General features: G+C 61.6%; 15 protein-coding genes. 6 read left to right on the top strand and 9 right to left on the bottom strand.

The window, feature by feature from the left end; all coding sequences use genetic code 11:
- Positions 1 to 5: 5 nt before the first annotated feature.
- The 4 genes from G9X64_RS17825 to odc2 form a co-directional block, all read right to left on the bottom strand.
- Positions 6 to 1,163 carry a GGDEF domain-containing protein gene (locus tag G9X64_RS17825; RefSeq protein WP_171377092.1) on the bottom strand — a complete coding sequence of 386 codons (1,158 nt, stop codon included), beginning with the start codon at positions 1,161 to 1,163 and terminating at the stop codon, positions 6 to 8.
- Positions 1,164 to 1,319: 156 nt separating this feature from the next.
- Positions 1,320 to 2,348 carry a serine hydrolase domain-containing protein gene (locus tag G9X64_RS17820; protein WP_171377179.1) on the bottom strand — a complete coding sequence of 343 codons (1,029 nt, stop codon included), beginning with the start codon at positions 2,346 to 2,348 and terminating at the stop codon, positions 1,320 to 1,322.
- 252 nt (positions 2,349 to 2,600) lie between these two features.
- Positions 2,601 to 3,191: a GNAT family N-acetyltransferase gene (locus tag G9X64_RS17815; RefSeq protein ID WP_171377091.1), complete on the bottom strand. Its 591-nt coding sequence runs from the start codon at positions 3,189 to 3,191 to the stop codon at positions 2,601 to 2,603.
- 94 nt (positions 3,192 to 3,285) lie between these two features.
- Positions 3,286 to 4,419 carry an ornithine/lysine decarboxylase gene (gene odc2 / locus G9X64_RS17810; protein WP_017967927.1) on the bottom strand — a complete coding sequence of 378 codons (1,134 nt, stop codon included), beginning with the start codon at positions 4,417 to 4,419 and terminating at the stop codon, positions 3,286 to 3,288.
- Positions 4,420 to 4,947: 528 nt separating this feature from the next.
- Here odc2 and G9X64_RS17805 point away from each other — a divergent pair.
- From G9X64_RS17805 to G9X64_RS17795, 3 genes are all read left to right on the top strand, one after another.
- The gene (locus tag G9X64_RS17805; protein WP_171377090.1) at positions 4,948 to 5,841 is read left to right on the top strand and encodes a LysR family transcriptional regulator; all 894 of its coding nucleotides are present in this window, start codon (positions 4,948 to 4,950) and stop codon (positions 5,839 to 5,841) included.
- 222 nt (positions 5,842 to 6,063) lie between these two features.
- On the top strand, positions 6,064 to 6,705 hold the full coding sequence (locus G9X64_RS17800; protein ID WP_171377089.1) for a DUF1007 family protein: 642 nt from the start codon (positions 6,064 to 6,066) through the stop codon (positions 6,703 to 6,705).
- Positions 6,699 to 7,775 carry a nickel/cobalt transporter gene (locus tag G9X64_RS17795; protein ID WP_171377088.1) on the top strand — a complete coding sequence of 359 codons (1,077 nt, stop codon included), beginning with the start codon at positions 6,699 to 6,701 and terminating at the stop codon, positions 7,773 to 7,775. Before G9X64_RS17800 ends, G9X64_RS17795 begins: the two co-directional genes overlap by 7 nt.
- A 2-nt stretch (positions 7,776 to 7,777) precedes the next feature.
- On the opposite strand, the gene G9X64_RS17790 is transcribed toward G9X64_RS17795, so the two are convergent.
- From G9X64_RS17790 to G9X64_RS17775, 4 genes are all read right to left on the bottom strand, one after another.
- Positions 7,778 to 7,984 carry a hypothetical protein gene (locus G9X64_RS17790; RefSeq protein WP_168308624.1) on the bottom strand — a complete coding sequence of 69 codons (207 nt, stop codon included), beginning with the start codon at positions 7,982 to 7,984 and terminating at the stop codon, positions 7,778 to 7,780.
- A complete protein-coding gene (locus G9X64_RS17785) occupies positions 7,981 to 8,676 on the bottom strand; it encodes a GNAT family N-acetyltransferase (protein WP_168308625.1) in 696 nt (231 codons plus the stop codon). Before G9X64_RS17785 ends, G9X64_RS17790 begins: the two co-directional genes overlap by 4 nt.
- 147 nt (positions 8,677 to 8,823) lie before the next feature.
- Positions 8,824 to 9,543 carry a tellurite resistance TerB family protein gene (locus G9X64_RS17780; protein WP_171377087.1) on the bottom strand — a complete coding sequence of 240 codons (720 nt, stop codon included), beginning with the start codon at positions 9,541 to 9,543 and terminating at the stop codon, positions 8,824 to 8,826.
- Between the two features lie 110 nt (positions 9,544 to 9,653).
- Positions 9,654 to 10,292, bottom strand: coding sequence for a 2-dehydro-3-deoxy-phosphogluconate aldolase (locus G9X64_RS17775; RefSeq protein ID WP_131718815.1), 639 nt, complete (start codon positions 10,290 to 10,292; stop codon positions 9,654 to 9,656).
- 154 nt (positions 10,293 to 10,446) lie between these two features.
- On the opposite strand from G9X64_RS17775, the gene G9X64_RS17770 reads away from it, so the two are divergent.
- The 3 genes from G9X64_RS17770 to trhO all read left to right on the top strand — a co-directional run bounded on the left by G9X64_RS17770 (position 10,447) and on the right by trhO (position 12,812).
- Positions 10,447 to 10,935 carry a CYTH domain-containing protein gene (locus G9X64_RS17770; protein ID WP_171377086.1) on the top strand — a complete coding sequence of 163 codons (489 nt, stop codon included), beginning with the start codon at positions 10,447 to 10,449 and terminating at the stop codon, positions 10,933 to 10,935.
- Entirely contained in the window at positions 10,913 to 11,821 is a 909-nt protein-coding gene (locus G9X64_RS17765; protein ID WP_171377085.1) for a CHAD domain-containing protein, read from the top strand. Before G9X64_RS17770 ends, G9X64_RS17765 begins: the two co-directional genes overlap by 23 nt.
- A gap of 61 nt (positions 11,822 to 11,882) precedes the next feature.
- On the top strand, positions 11,883 to 12,812 hold the full coding sequence (gene trhO / locus G9X64_RS17760; protein ID WP_168308629.1) for an oxygen-dependent tRNA uridine(34) hydroxylase TrhO: 930 nt from the start codon (positions 11,883 to 11,885) through the stop codon (positions 12,810 to 12,812).
- A gap of 38 nt (positions 12,813 to 12,850) precedes the next feature.
- Here trhO and G9X64_RS17755 read toward each other — a convergent pair whose 3' ends face one another.
- Entirely contained in the window at positions 12,851 to 15,061 is a 2,211-nt protein-coding gene (locus G9X64_RS17755; RefSeq protein WP_168315433.1) for a putative bifunctional diguanylate cyclase/phosphodiesterase, read from the bottom strand.
- Positions 15,062 to 15,154 lie beyond the last annotated feature (93 nt).

Raw genomic sequence — 15,154 nt, 5'->3', positions numbered from 1 at the left:
TTTCGCTAAGCGGCCTGCTGATTTTCCCAGAAGACTTCGACCCGGTTACGGCCTTCGCGCTTCGAACGATAGAGCGCCTCGTCCGCCTTCTGCATCAGCCGTTCAAAATCTCCGCCGCTTTCCGCACGCGCGGCAACACCGACGCTCAGCGTCGGAAAGACGGCCAGATCCGGCCGCTGCATGACGGCTGCGGCGAAGGCGAGACGGATGCGCTCGGCAATCGCCACCGCATCCTCCCGGGAAACGTTTTTCAGCACCGCCAGGAACTCATCTCCACCTTGACGGGCAAGCAGATCGTCCGAGCGCATGATGCCCCTCGAAACACTGGCGAAAAGCCGCAGGATGTCGTCACCGGCGGCATGGCCATGCCTGTCGTTCAGTTGCTTGAAATGGTCGATATCGATAATCAGCAACGATACCGGCTGGGAACCGAGAGCCGGCAGATGCTGGGCAAGGCCGCCGCGATTGAGCGCGCCGGTCAGCGGATCGTGGTGAGCGAGTTCGGTCAGCTGATTTCGGCTGCGCTCGGCGGCCATCAGCACCATGGCCATGCTGCGCAGCATGATGAACGCGACCGCCGATACCGCCATCCAGCTGTGAATTGCACTGCCGCCGAAAGGATCCGGCCCACCGATCTCACCGATCGCCGCGAGAATGCTGCGAACCGCAAAGATCGCGGCAGTGCAGGCGTAGAGGCCGACAAGCAAGGCTGCTGAATAAAGCCTCTCGCGCCGGACAATGCTGATCGCCTCCCTTGCGACGGCAAGATCGCAGAGGCAGCAGATGACGGAGACGTAGAGGAGCCTCGCCGAGACCGCCGATGGATCGCTGACGATGAGGACGACAGGAATGCTGACGAGGAAGGTGGCAAGCCAGAAAGTGCGCTGGTCGAGCGCTCGTCCCGAAAACACACGCACGGCAAAGAACATCAGCATGTAGCCGGCGATGGTGACGATATTGCCGCCGTCGACCGAGACCGAGTAGGGAACGAGATTGCGCAGCGCGACGAGGAAGGACCCGACGCCGACAAGAAGGTTGCTCAAGCCCCACCACAACGGCCACCTCTCGAAGCGACCCGTCGCATAGGCTGCAAGCTGGAGAATGCCCAGCACGAAACAGCTCACGGCAACAATGAAATAGATTGTCCTGAGATCCAGCAGCATGGCGCTTTCCCGAAATTCTCGCGGAACTTACAGGAAGCGTTTTGCGGTTTGATTGGAGCCTTCGCTAAAAATTTAACAATCGCGGGTTTTTCCCTGCTGCATCATTCAAAATCCTACAGCACCCTTGGCGCGTCTGAAAGACGCGCGGCGCTGTCGTCAGGCGGCCCGCACCGAGCCGATGATGTCCGCCAACAGACCGTGCAGCAAGTCCCTGTAGCCGTTTCGGGCAGACGGACCGCTCTCTTCCGAGGTCATGACGACGGTGAGATCGAGCGACGGCACGATGTAGAGCATCTGCCCGCCATATCCCCAGGCGAAATGCACCTGCTCGCCGCCGATCTGCCGTGTGAACCAGCCATAGCCATATTCATCGCCGGAGAAGCGCGAGTTGGTGCGCTGCTGCCACGACTGAGCGATCCAGTCGGCAGGGACGATCTGGCGGCCGTCGGCGGTCTTGCCGCTGTTGCGGTAGAGTTCGCCAAAGGCAAGCAGGGACCGGGCGCTCATCGCCATCTGATTGCCGCCGAGATAGATGCCCTGCGGATCGCGCTCCCATGCGCCAATGCGGAAACCTTCGACAGGACCCAGCCATTCGCGCGCCAACACCAGCGTCGGCCGCCGGCCGACCTTGGTGAGAATGGCCGACAGCAGATGCGTGGATGCGGTGGAATAGAGCATCTCGCCACCGGGCTGATCGACGAAAGGCTGCGACAGCGCAAAGCGCACCCAGTTGCGCGAGGAGACCCAGCGGCCGTAGTTCGCCCCCGACATACGATCGAGCCCAGCCTGCATCGAGAGAAGATTGCCGATGGTGATGTCGTTGATGCGCGGGTCGGGCGTTACAGGGAGATCGGCCTTCAGGATCGGCGCGATCTTCTGATCCGGCCCCGTCAGCATGCCTTTGTCGATGGCGATACCGACCAACGCCGAGATGATCGACTTCGAAGCGGATTTGATATTGGTCGATTCCGAGGGCGAATGACCATGAAACCCACGTTCGCTGAGCACGCGTCCGTCGCGAGCGACAATCACCGTCTTGAGAGGCCTCATCGCCGGGTCGCGCGCCGCGCGATCGAGACGCGGGCCAAGCCCGCCGACGCCGGAAGCCGTGCTCTGAGCAGTCGCCGGCCCCGTTGCGGCAAGCGGCAGGCAGAAGAGAAGCAGAAGGGAAAGAAGGCGGATCATGCGATGCAAGATAGGATATCGTCGCGATATGTTCGCGTGCCGGCGACCCTTTTCACGCGATTGTGTTTCCGCGTGCTGCCGGCGCCCTTTCGAAACTTGATGCCAGAAAGACAATCCGCGCCGCAACCACACCAGGCCCGCCTGCCTGCGTGGTCAAACGGCGCGGATATTACCAGCCGGGGGAAAAATTCCCAACCTGGCCGGCCGGTCGGCGCAGCCTTACGGCTCCGCGCGTTTTTTCGGGTCGATGCGCTAGGCTGCGCGGCGAACCGGCGCGCTGGCCAGCATGCGTCCCGAGGGGACGATCATGCCGGCCGCGCCGTCAAGCCAGCCTTCCGTGAGCTCAAGCGCAAGAAAGCGCGAACGTTCGAATGGACCCGGCATGACGAGATGACGGGCCTTTTCGGCAAAGAAGCCGAAGCGCTCGTAATAGGCCGCATCGCCGACGAGCAGGACGGCGCCGTGCCCGCGATTCTTCGCTTCGAGGATTGCCGCGCGCATCAGCGCCGCACCGATGCCTTTGCCGCCATGCTGCGAGGCAACAGCAAGCGGCCCGAGCAGCAGTGCATTGATCGGCGTGCCTTCGTCATTGACACCGGCCTCGATGTTCCAGAGCCGCACCGTACCGATGAGACGGCCGTCGCGATCGCGCGCGACGAGCGCAAGACCCTCGGCCGGAACGCGGTTGCGGCGGATCTTCTCCGACGACTTCTTGCGGCGACCCGCGCCCATGACGCGGTCGAGCAGGTTTTCACGCGCAACGACATCCGAGGGATTTTCGGCGTCGATGGCGAAAGTGGTAGGCGCAAAGAATGCGCGGACAGAATCAAGAACAGCGGCCATCTTGGCCTCCCGTACCCAATACCGTTATCAGCGGCGATGAAGGAAAATTGTGAAGTTGCCGCCCCGGCTGGTTACGGGGCCGGCGGAAACGACCTTAGATGACGTAGGCTTTCAACGGGTCGAAACCGTTGAAAGCGACCGCCGAATAGGTCGTCGTATAGGCGCCGGTGCCTTCGATCAGGACCTCGTCGCCGATCGAAAGGGAGATCGGCAGCGGATAGAGGTTCTTCTCGTAGAGCACGTCGGCCGAATCGCAGGTCGGACCGGCGATGACGCAGGGCTCCATCTCATCACCATCGTGTTCCGTGCGGATCGGATAGCGGATGGCTTCGTCCATCGTCTCGGCGAGACCGCCGAACTTGCCGATGTCGAGGAAGACCCAACGGGCATCGTCATTGTCCGACTTCTTCGAAATCAGAACGACTTCCGCCTTGATGACACCGGCATTGCCGACCATGCCGCGGCCCGGCTCGATGATCGTCTGCGGGATCTGGTTGCCGAAATGCGTGCGCAGCGCCTGGTAGATCGACTTGCCGTAAGCTTCTGCGGACGGAACGTCACGCAGGTACTTGGTCGGGAAGCCGCCGCCCATGTTGACCATCTGCAGGTGGATGCCCTGCTTGGCAAGCGATACGAAGACGCGCTTGGCATCGGCGAGCGCCGAATCCCAGGCATCGACCTTGGTCATCTGCGAACCGACATGGAACGAGACGCCATAGGACTGCAGGCCAAGCTGATGGGCGTAGACGAGAACGTCGACAGCCATCTGCGGAACGCAGCCGAACTTGCGCGACAGCGGCCATTCGGCGCCTTCGCCATCCGTGAGCACGCGGCAGAAGACACGGGCGCCGGGAGCGGCGCGGGAAATCTTCTCGACTTCCTCGTGGCTGTCGACGGCAAAGAGGCTGACGCCCAGCGCATGGGCGCGGGCAACGTCACGTTCCTTCTTGATCGTGTTGCCATAGGAGATGCGGGCGGCGGTCGCACCGGCGTCGAGCGCCATTTCGATTTCGGCAACGGATGCGCAATCGAAATTGGAGCCGAGGCCTGCGAGCAGCTTCAGCACTTCGGGAGCCGGGTTGGCCTTGACGGCATAGTAGATGGCGCTGTCCGGCATGGCGTGACGGAAGGCGTGGAAATTGTCGCGAACGACGTCGAGGTCAACCACGAGGCAGGGACCATCGGGACGTCGGGTTGCGAGAAAGTCGCGGATGCGCTGGGTGGTCATATCGATTCCCTCTTCCAATTCCAGAGCTCCGGCATGAACCGGAGGACAAAGGGCATACGATAGCTCGCATTGGAACCAGCCGGTGGAGACCCCGGAACCATAGCAAGCGCTCGATGCGCAGATAGTGAACCAACGCCGCGATGCGGTGTAAGTTCGGCTTTGTCTGCCATGGATTGGAGGGAGAATCCCAACCGCACTTCCGGCAATGATGGTGTGCCTCTTCAGTAACCCCCGCTGATGGAAAGCAGGGAGAGAACAAAAAGGCCCGCACCGTCGTTGCTTCAGGCGTCCTCGCATTTTCCGGTTGGCCGGAATAGCGACTGGAGGGGTTAATTCCAGGTACCTTACCGATTTCCTCACCAATTCGAGGGTTCGGCGGACACCCATGGGCACGTGCGACTTTGGGCTGAGTGGGAAATAAGAATATTCGCCTTCATAATCAAGCGATTTTTTGATCTCAGGGCTAAAAAAATTATTGAACAAGACGAGCCAATTTGTTCAACATTCCGAAACAGCCTGAGGGGTGCCATGGATACCTTGACCCGCATACGCGCCTTCATCGATGTCGTCGAGGCCGAAGGCTTCTCCGCCGCGGCACGGCGCACCGGTCGCTCCAAGGCGCTGCTCTCCAAATATGTGCGCGAATTGGAAGACGAGCTCGGCGCTCTGCTGCTCAACCGCACCACCCGGCAGTTCTCAATGACCGAAGCCGGCCACACCTATTACCGCACCGCCTCCGATATCTTAAAGGAGATCGACAACCTCGCCGATCTCGTGCGCGAAAACAATGCACAGCTCAAGGGACGGCTGCGCATCTCGGTGCCGCGCACCTTCGTCGATGCCGATGTCGGCCAGTCGCTGATCGATTTCGCCAAGGAGAATCCGGACCTTTCGCTGGAGATCGCCGCCGATGACCGGTTCGTCGATCTGATCGAGGAAGGCTTCGACGTGGCGATCCGCATCACCAAGCTCGAGGATTCCGGCATGATCGCCCGCAAGATCTCGGATTTCCGCATCCATATCTGCGCCACCCCCGAGTTTCTCGAGCGTCATCCCAACCTCGAGCATCCGACGGACCTTTCCAACGTCCCTTTCATCGTCGATACCAATGCGCGCACCCAGGCGAGCATCCGTTTCCACAATCCCGACAACACCTCGTTCGCCGTCGCCGTATCCGGACCGATAGAGGTCAACAGCCCGCATGCGACATTACGCGCAGCACTCGCCGGCATCGGCATAGCCTTCATCCCGGATTTCATCGCCCGCAAGCCGATCGAGAGCGGCGAACTGGTGACGCTGTTCAACGATTACATCCCGACCGACCGCGGCATCTATGCCGTCTACCCGCACCGGCGCTACCTGCCGGCCAAGGTAAGGATCTTCGTCGATTACCTGCACAACTGGTTCAAGAAGCATCCGTAATGCATGTCGCCCAAAAGTGCGCAGCGGTTTTGGGGCAACGACCTGCATAAATCAAAGACTTAAAGCGCGTCGCATGAATCCGGTTTGACGCGACGCGCTTTAATAGTACCCCTGCGCACAGATGCGACATCCCGTCCCACGCCAACCACCACTAGGTCCGGTCCCAATTCCGTCCCAATTTCTGGCAAAAAGTCAGGATCACCGAACAGGGCAGCGGAATAGATGAAACATTCGACGATACTGATGGCCGCGCTTCTTTGGCTGGCGCCGGCCGCCGCCTTTGCCCATCCGCACATCTTTGTGGAGGCGCGCCTCGAAGTCGTCGCCGGCAAGGACGGCAGCGTCGAGGAGCTGCGCAATGTCTGGCGCTTCGACGAGGTCTTCTCCTCCTCCGTCGTCATGGATTTCGACAAGAACACCGATCTGAAGCTGGAGCCGAATGAGCTCGCCGAGGTCGGAAAAACGGTAAAGCAATCGCTCGCCGATTACGACTACTACATGAACCTCACGATCAACGGGAAGAACATCACCGTCCAGAAGCCCGACCTCATCCATGTCGACTATAAGGACGGCCAGCTGCTGATGTTCTTTGCGGTGAAGCCGGTGGAGAAGATGCCGCTCAAGGGCAGGCTCACCTTCGGCGTCTACGACCCGACGCTCTATACCTCGATCGATTTCCCCACAGACGGTGAACTGGCAACGGTCGGCGACGGCTTCGCGGCCTGTAAACATCAGGTGGTAAGGCCTGATGCCGACCAGGTGATCTCGGAAAACAAGCAGTCGCTGACGGACGCCTTCTTCAACGATCCCACCGGCACCAACATGTCCAAACTCTTCGCCACCCGGCTGGAGGTCACATGCTGACGAAACGCCTGCCTCTCTTCCTTTCCGCTGCGACCCTTGCGCTGGTGACGGCTGCAAGCCTCGCTCATGCGCAATCTCCGCTCGGCATCGGCACGGCGGAGCCGAGCTTCCAGCCGACCGGCGGGCCGTTGGCACCGCTTTTGCTCTATGTGAATTATGAGCAGCAGGCCTTCTACCGGGCGCTGACCGGTGCCTTGAAGGCGATGCGCCAGGACCCGTGGCAGCTGGCATCGCTGATCGGCCTTTCCTTCGCCTACGGCGTCTTCCATGCCGCCGGCCCCGGCCACGGCAAGGCGGTCATCTCCTCCTACATGATCGCTAACGAGGTCGAGCTGAAGCGCGGCGTGGTGATTTCCTTCATTTCGGCCTTCGTCCAGGGCGTGATGGCGGTGGCGCTGGTCGGCGGCGCCTGGCTGGTGCTGCGTGGCACCGGCATCACGCTGACGGCAGCGACCCACGCGATGGAGATTGCCAGCTTCATCATGGTCATCCTCTTCGGCGGCTGGCTGCTGTTTCGAAAACTGCGCTCGATAGCCGGCAATATGCCACGGCGCCGGCTGATGGCGACGCCTGCCGGCCCGGTCAGCATGATGCTCGACTGGAAGGATAATGCAGCCGAACGCCAGGCCTATGCCTTCAACGGCAAGGCGCAGGCTGTCGAAGCCGGCCACACCTTTGTTCCCGGCATGGTCTGCGAGACCTGCGGCAATGCCCATGTGCCCGACCCGGCCCTGCTCGGCGGCGACAGGTTCAGCGTCCGCGAGGCCTGGTCGGCAATCGTTGCCGTCGGCCTGCGCCCCTGTTCCGGCGCGCTTCTGGTCATGACCTTCTCACTGCTGAACGGGCTCTATCTCGGCGGCGTGCTGTCGGTCGTCGCCATGTCGCTCGGCACGGCGATTACCGTTTCCCTACTTGCCACACTTGCCGTCACTGCCAAGAGCGCGGCCGTCCGCCTCTCCGGACGCGGCTCGACCGCCTCGATCTGGGTCGGGAATGCCATCGAAATCCTCGGCGCCGTGCTTGTCATGCTGATGGGCGCCCTGCTGCTCGGGGCCTCGCTGCAGGGGTAAACCTATTTCCCCCGGCCGCGCTGGTAACGTGCCCGCAGCCAGAAGACCGCGAAAAACGCCATGATCAGGCAGACGCCGACGACGATCGCCAACGTCGGCGAGAAGTTGCCGATCCACAGAACGATGGTCGGCAGGAAATAGATGACGAGGGCAGCGCTAAGCAGGATGATGCCGGCGGCGATTGCCTGCGAACGGCTCTCCGGGCTCATACGAGCCTTTCCTTTTCGAGATCGGCGCGGATATCCTGCAGGCGGCGAACCTGGTTGCCCTCGGAATCGAAATTCCCGGGCGAAAGCCAGGCTTCGAAGGCATCGTTGATCACCGGCCATTCGGCATCGATCATCGAGAACCAGGCGGTGTCGCGGTTGCGATGCTTGGAGATCATGTGCTGGCGGAAGACCCCTTCGAAGCTGAAACCGTAACGCGCCGCCGTCGTCTTGCTCGCCTCGTTCTTATTGTCGCATTTCCATTCGTAGCGGCGGTAGCCGAGATCCTCGAAGACGTGCTTGGCCATCAGATAATGCGCCTCGGTCGAAAGCGGCGACCGCTTCATCTCGGCCCCGTGCGCCACCCCGCCGATCTCGACGACGCCGTTTGCCGGGTCGGCGCGCATGTAATTCGCCATGCCGACAATCTTGCCGGTGGCGTTGTCGCGGAAGATATGGGTGAGCCAGCCGGACTTGGTATTGACGGTTTCCAGCCAGTTGGCGAAATCGTCGATACCGGAGAAATCGTCCTGCGCGAAATAGAGAAGCAGCGGGTTGATGCCCATGCCGCCGAGCCCGTCCCACAGCGCATCGAGATGTTCCGCGCGCCGATAGGGCTCGACGGTGACGAAACGGCCCTTCAGCGTGACCGGCTTCGGCGCCGGGCAGCCCTTGAAATTTGCAAGATCGCGCATGATCACTCCCCTTGTCTAGGAGTGGATAGGCCAGCCGCCCGACAAAGGCAACCGGCCTAAAGCGCGTCGCAATCTTTCAGATTCGCTCCTCGCGCTTTAGGTCTTTATTTCCAACGCATGTCGTTATCACGCGACATGCTTTAGATGTCACTGTGACAAGGTCACCTTGGCGGAGGAGACCGTCGCCTCGATATGGTCGACCAGCTGGTCGGCAAGGCCGAGGCGGCCGGCGAGCAGATCGAGATAGCCGCGTTCGGCGCGCGAATCCGGCTCGATGGTGAGCCGCGAGGCGGTGTAGAGCTCGACGCGCTGTTCTTCCGTGACCGCCGCTTTGACGAGCGCATCGATATCCGTCGGCGAGGCGAGTTCACGCTCGATGAAGGCCGCAGCCTCGCCGCTGACATCGGCGGCCTTGACCTTTTCCATGATGAGGGCGCGTTCGGCATCGTCGATATGGCCGTCGGCCTTGGCGGCGGCGATCATCGCGCGGATCAGCACCAGCACGAATTCATTGCTGCCGGCAGGTGAGGTCGGCCCGAAACCGGATTCGACAGGCGGCGGCAGGAGAACTGGATTATTGGCCGAGGGCGCGTCCGAGGGAGCCGCTGGCGCCTGCCCGGCCTGGTAATTCTTGTAGGCCTGGTAGCCGAGACCCGCGATGGCGGCAAGACCGCCGATCGCCAGCGCATTGCCGGCAATACTGCGGCCCGTCTTGGTGCCGAGAAGCGCGGCTGCGATCGCACCGGTCTTCATCGGATTGTTCTTCGCCGTCTGGACGGCATCACCCGCCCTGTCGCGGACCGAACCGCCGAGACCCGGCACCTGCGAACCCAAGAACTGGTCGAGAAGCTTCTTTGCGTCGAACATTCCTCGTCATCTCCCTGTTTGAAGCTGGAGGAGTACATAGGTTTGCGACGGCTGAAATACAAATTGAGGGGTGGGGATTGTGGCCGAAGGCCGACCCACCCCTGCCGAACTCAGGCCTTCAGCGCCGCCGCCTCTGCCGCGAGCTTGGTGATGCCAGCCCAGTCGCCGGCTGCGACCAGTTCTTTCGGCGCCACCCACGAGCCGCCGACGCAGATGACATTCGGCAGCGAGAGATAATCATTCGCGTTCTTCAGCGAAATGCCGCCGGTCGGGCAGAACAGCGTGCCGGCAAGCGGCGAGGACAGCGCTTTGAGATAGGCGGCGCCGCCGGCCTGCTCCGCGGGGAAGAATTTTAGCACCTGGTAGCCTTCTTCGCGCAACGCCATGACTTCGCTGGCGGTCGCAGCCCCCGGAAGCAACGGCACGTCGGAATCGGCGGCGGCATCGAGCAGTTCCTGCGTCGTGCCCGGGCTGACGATGAACTTCGAACCGGCCTCGACGGCAGCTTCCCAATGGGCGACATTCAAGATCGTGCCGGCGCCGACTTCTGCGCCCTCGACCTCGGCCGCGACGGCGCGCACGGCCTCGAGTGCCGCCGGCGTGCGCATGGTGATCTCGATCGCCTTCAGGCCGCCCGCAACGAGTGCGCGGGCTAGTGGTACCGCCGACTTCGCATCGTCGACGATCAAGACCGGCACGACAGGCTGGAGTTTCAGGATGGAAAGGAGCTTCTCTGTTTTCTCGCCCATGGTCGCGCGACCTCCTTGAAACGATTGAATTCGGTCCCCGAATAACGCCCCCGCGGAACCTTGTCGAGATAAAACCGGACCGCATGACAAGAAGGGTATGAAATGCGTGGAAATTGGGCTACCGTGCCGCAATCGTCACAAAAGGTTCACCGATATGGCGAAAGAGATCGAGCGGAAGTTTCTTGTACGCAGCGATGGATGGCGTACCGCCGTCGAGACGAAATCCGTCCTCAGGCAGGGTTATATTGCCTCGATGGACGATCGTTCCGTGCGCGTGCGCATCCTCGACGGCAGGAAGGCGAAACTGACGATCAAGATCGGCCGCAGCACCATCACCCGTGACGAATTCGAATACGACATCCCGATCGCCGATGCCGAAGAGCTGTTGCAGAACGCGATCGGCGTCGTCATCGAGAAGACGCGCTATCGCGTTCCGCATGAGGACTTTGTCTGGGAAGTCGACGTCTTTACCGGCGAACATCGCGGACTGGTGATTGCCGAGGTGGAAATGACGGCGGAAACCGATGATCCGGCCTTGCCTACCTGGCTCGGCCGCGAAGTGACCGGCGATTTCCGCTATTCCAACCAGGCCCTTGCCACAGAATACGGGCACGACAGGCATGGCCTATCGCATTCGGCCTGACGCCGACTTCACGGAAGCGTTCCGTAACGCTGCGACCAAGCAGCTGGAACACGCTATCACTGTCCTCGGGGAACGCCCGCACGGCGCGCATGAGGCGATCCATTCTTTCCGCAAGAACCTGAAGCGACTACGCTCGCTCTACCGCCTCGTGGCCCGCGAGGTGCCGGATTTTCAGGCCCAGGAAAATGCGAGGCTGCGCGATGCCGCACGCTCGCTTTCGGCGATCCGCGACGCTGCCGCCCTCATCGGCATCGCCCAATATCTGCAGCATGCAGCCCGCGGGATCGAGGAGAGCGAGGCGCTCGGCCGCATCGTCACCATTCTCGAAGGGCGCCGCGACTGGATGGTGGAAGCCGAAAGCGGCCTGGAACAGCGGCTCGCAGAAACTTCGGACCTTCTGAAGGAGGCGATCACCGCCCTGGATGCCGTTTCCTTTGATGGCGGCCACCGCAAGAATGCCCGTATGCTGGCGAAGAGCTGGCGACGCACCGCGCGGAAGGCCAAGACCGCGCTTGCGGCTTGCCATGGCGAGGCATCGGCCGACGATTTCCACGATCTGCGCAAACGCACCTACGACTATCGGCTCTACCATGCCCTTTTGCGCGACGTCTGGCCGGGCGCGATGAAGGCCAAGCGCGATGCCGCCAAGGAACTCGTCGAGGATCTCGGCCACATCCACGATCTCACCGTGCTCTCCGAACTGGTCGAAGCCGAACCGCAGCTCTTCACCCGCAATGACGACCTGGCGCATCTGCTCGACATCATCATCTTCCGCCAGCAGGAAGACCGGCGGCAAGCGCTGGTCAAAGCCGAAGCCGTCTTCACCGATGATGCCGACGAGGAAGCCCAGCGCATCGAGCTTCTCTGGCTGATGGCTGGAAACTGAGAGAAGGCCGCCGCTGGCGAAGGTAATTGCGCGGCTCGCCGATTTTCTGTATTTCCGGCCCATGACCGACAGCCCGACACACACCAGCCCGTTCCTCGTGGCGGCACTCTACCATTTCGTTTCCGTGCCGCGCTTTGCCAGTCTGCAGGCACCGCTGCAGGTGCTTTGCGAGGAGAACGGCGTCAAAGGAACGCTGCTTCTGGCGCATGAAGGCATCAACGGCACGATCGCAGGCCCGGATGCCGGCATTCACGCCGTGCTTTCCTTCCTGCGCGCCCAGCCGGAATTTTCGGGCCTGGAGCACAAGGAAAGCCGTGCCTCGAAAATGCCCTTCCTGCGCATGAAGGTGAAGCTGAAGAAGGAAATCGTCACCATGGGCGTCGAAGATATCGACCCCAACAAGGTGGTCGGCACCTATGTGGCGGCCAAGGACTGGAACACTCTGATTTCCGATCCCGACACCATCGTCATCGACACCCGCAACGACTACGAGACGGCGATCGGGACCTTCCGTGGCGCGCTCGACCCGAAGACCAAGAGCTTTCGTGAGTTTCCGGAATGGGTGCGTCAGAATCCGGGTCTGCACAACAAGCCGAAGATTGCCATGTACTGCACCGGCGGCATACGCTGCGAGAAGGCCACCGCCTTCATGAAGGCTGAGGGCTTCGACGAGGTCTATCATCTGAAGGGCGGCATCCTGAAATATCTGGAGGAAGTGCCGCAGGAGGAGAGCCTCTGGGATGGCGCCTGCTTCGTCTTCGACGAGCGCGTGTCCGTCGAGCACGGTTTGAAGGAAGGCGAACACCGGCTCTGTCACGCCTGCCGCAACCCGATCACTGCCGAGGAAATTACGTCGCCGCTCTATGAAGAAGGCGTTTCCTGCAGCCACTGCTACAACACGCGCACGGAAGAAGACCGGCTGCGGTACCGTCAGCGTCAGCACCAAATCGCGCTCGCAAAAAAACGCGGCCAGCGGCATATCGGCAGCTGAGCCGGATTTCTGTGTGGATCAACTTTGCTTTCTGAAGATCAGGCTGCGTCGATACGACGTCGGGCCACCGGCTCCGCTGCACGTCGTTCGTGCAGCATCTCGGTGATAAGCTCTGATGTCACAGGCTTTCCGAACAAATAGCCCTGCAGGCAGTCGCAGCCGAAAAGGCGCATGGCTATCGCCTGCTCCTCGGTCTCGATGCCTTCGGCCGTCACCGGAATGTCGAGCGAGCGGGCGAGCGCCACCGTCGCCTGCAGCATCTCGCGCTGGCGTTTGTCGTTGACACCCATGACCAGCGAGCGGTCGATCTTGATGCGGTCGAAGCCGAACTGCCTGAGATAACCGATCGAGGAGAAGCCGGAACCGAAATCGTCGAGCGCCACCTTGACCCCCAGCGCCTTCAACCGTTCGATCGACTGGCGGGTGCGCTGCGGATTCTGGATCATGTAGCCTTCGGTGATCTCAAGCGTGATGCGGCCGGCCTCGATCTCCGTCTGCTTCAGCACGTAACGCACATAGTCGGTAAAGGCGGGATTGCGGAACTGGCCGGGCGAGACGTTGACCGAGACGTTCAGTTCCGGCCATTGCTTGGCCGTCTCACAGGCCTTGCGCAGCACGAACAGGCCGAGCGATTCGATGAGGCCGCTGGTCTCGGCGATTGGGATGAACAGCTCGGGCGAAACAGGACCATGGCCTGGACGGTTCCAGCGCACCAGCGCCTCGACACCCGTCATCGCATGCGTCGCCGCATCGATCAGCGGCTGGTAGGCGAGCGTCAGGTCGCCGCTTTCGATGGCGATCCTAAGATCGAGCTCCAGTGCATTGCGCTGCTCTCGATCGGCGTCCATCGACGGATCGTAGAGCGTCATGCGCGCGCGGCCGGCCTCCTTCGCCTTGTACATGGCAAGGTCGGAACGGCGCACCAGCTCCTCGCGCCCGACCGTCCCGGAAGGCGACATGGCAATGCCGATGCTAGCCCCGACGACGACGACACGGCGACCGATCTCCAGCGGCTCGACAAGAAAATCGAGGATCTGCTCGGCAAGCTGCAGGGCGGCGGCATTCTCACTGTCGGAGAGAAAGGCAATTGCAAATTCATCGCCGCCGATGCGGGCGAGAACGGCACCCTGCGGAATGAGCACGTCGAGCCCAGCCGCGACGGCACGGATCAGCTGGTCGCCGGTGCCGTGGCCATAGCTGTCATTGACTTCCTTGAAGCCATCGAGGTCGAGATAAAGGAGCAGCACGTTGCGCTTGGTCTGGCGTGCCTCGGCGACAAAACGATCGACGGCGAGCCCGAGACCGTCGCGATTCGAAAGACCGCTCAGCCTGTCGCGTAGCGCCTCCTCGCGAGCGCTGTTCTCCTCCGCCTTCAGGCGGCGTCCGGCAAGCCAGCCGATGACCAGCAGCACCACGAAGAACAATCCGACGAGGCCGAGCGCCTGGATGACCATCGGCCGCACCTGTGCATAGCCAATATCGCCGGGTGAACGCGAGATCCACACGAGCTTGCCAAGCGTTGCCCCTGTCGGATCGACGATCGGCACGAGATAGTCGGCCGCAAAGCTCGGCGGCGCCAGCCTCAGCCCGCCGATGACATAGGTCTGGCCGAGATCGGTCACCCTGTCGTCGTCGAGATGGCGCGCGAAAACGAGATAGCGGTGCTGGCCGGCGGGCACATCCAGCGCACCGGACTTTTTCCGCACCAATGCCACACCGACGGCGGCTATGCCCCGTTTGGTGGTGACGAAACCGATTGCCTGAGGACGATCGGCCGGGCCGGCCGCCTTCACCGTGTCGAAGAGCGTCCAGAGCGAAGGCGCGAAGAAATCCGTGAGCGGCTCCCCCATCGGCTTGCCATCGCGATACGCCATGATCGCCTTCTTCTCGGCATCGATGACGATCGCCATGTCGAAAAGCGAACTGTTGACCGACATCTCGCCATAGTTGCTCACCGTCCAGGCCATACCGTCGGCTGCGTAGATGTTGACGGCGGCGTCATCCCAGGCGGCGTAATCGTCAAGCGTCGCGCTGAGCTGATCCTCGAAGGTCTTTAACGCGCCGATCGTCGTTTCGCGCGAGCGCTCGTCATCGAGAACATTGGAATTTTCGGCCACGCGTTCAAGCGCCGTCAGCACCATGATGGTGGCGACCGCGACGATGACCGCGAAGGAGAAAAGCACGCCGGTAACGGTGATGTGACGGCCTATTCCCAATCCCTTGCTCTGCGACTTCCCGACTGTCTGCATTCCGGCTCCCTGACCATTGGACTTTGCCAGTCAAGGGTTCAAAAACGTTTAAGCAACCGCCTGTTGCAGGTTCCTGACGATCTATTTTTGTGC

Source organism: Rhizobium sophorae (assembly GCF_013087515.1).
GTDB classification, from domain to species: Bacteria; Pseudomonadota; Alphaproteobacteria; order Rhizobiales; family Rhizobiaceae; genus Rhizobium; species Rhizobium sophorae.
This window is presented reverse-complemented; position numbering and strand designations above follow the sequence as displayed.

What these genes read in the sequence shown, in the direction of transcription:
- G9X64_RS17825 (WP_171377092.1), bottom strand. Translation starts at nt 1,163, where the DNA reads ATGCTGCTGGATCTCAGGACAATCTATTTCATTGTTGCCGTGAGCTGT.
- G9X64_RS17820 (WP_171377179.1), bottom strand. Translation starts at nt 2,348, where the DNA reads ATGATCCGCCTTCTTTCCCTTCTGCTTCTCTTCTGCCTGCCGCTTGCC.
- G9X64_RS17815 (WP_171377091.1), bottom strand. Translation starts at nt 3,191, where the DNA reads ATGGCCGCTGTTCTTGATTCTGTCCGCGCATTCTTTGCGCCTACCACT.
- odc2 (WP_017967927.1), bottom strand. Translation starts at nt 4,419, where the DNA reads ATGACCACCCAGCGCATCCGCGACTTTCTCGCAACCCGACGTCCCGAT.
- G9X64_RS17805 (WP_171377090.1), top strand. Translation starts at nt 4,948, where the DNA reads ATGGATACCTTGACCCGCATACGCGCCTTCATCGATGTCGTCGAGGCC.
- G9X64_RS17800 (WP_171377089.1), top strand. Translation starts at nt 6,064, where the DNA reads ATGAAACATTCGACGATACTGATGGCCGCGCTTCTTTGGCTGGCGCCG.
- G9X64_RS17795 (WP_171377088.1), top strand. Translation starts at nt 6,699, where the DNA reads ATGCTGACGAAACGCCTGCCTCTCTTCCTTTCCGCTGCGACCCTTGCG.
- G9X64_RS17790 (WP_168308624.1), bottom strand. Translation starts at nt 7,984, where the DNA reads ATGAGCCCGGAGAGCCGTTCGCAGGCAATCGCCGCCGGCATCATCCTG.
- G9X64_RS17785 (WP_168308625.1), bottom strand. Translation starts at nt 8,676, where the DNA reads ATGCGCGATCTTGCAAATTTCAAGGGCTGCCCGGCGCCGAAGCCGGTC.
- G9X64_RS17780 (WP_171377087.1), bottom strand. Translation starts at nt 9,543, where the DNA reads ATGTTCGACGCAAAGAAGCTTCTCGACCAGTTCTTGGGTTCGCAGGTG.
- G9X64_RS17775 (WP_131718815.1), bottom strand. Translation starts at nt 10,292, where the DNA reads ATGGGCGAGAAAACAGAGAAGCTCCTTTCCATCCTGAAACTCCAGCCT.
- G9X64_RS17770 (WP_171377086.1), top strand. Translation starts at nt 10,447, where the DNA reads ATGGCGAAAGAGATCGAGCGGAAGTTTCTTGTACGCAGCGATGGATGG.
- G9X64_RS17765 (WP_171377085.1), top strand. Translation starts at nt 10,913, where the DNA reads ATGGCCTATCGCATTCGGCCTGACGCCGACTTCACGGAAGCGTTCCGT.
- trhO (WP_168308629.1), top strand. Translation starts at nt 11,883, where the DNA reads ATGACCGACAGCCCGACACACACCAGCCCGTTCCTCGTGGCGGCACTC.
- G9X64_RS17755 (WP_168315433.1), bottom strand. Translation starts at nt 15,061, where the DNA reads ATGCAGACAGTCGGGAAGTCGCAGAGCAAGGGATTGGGAATAGGCCGT.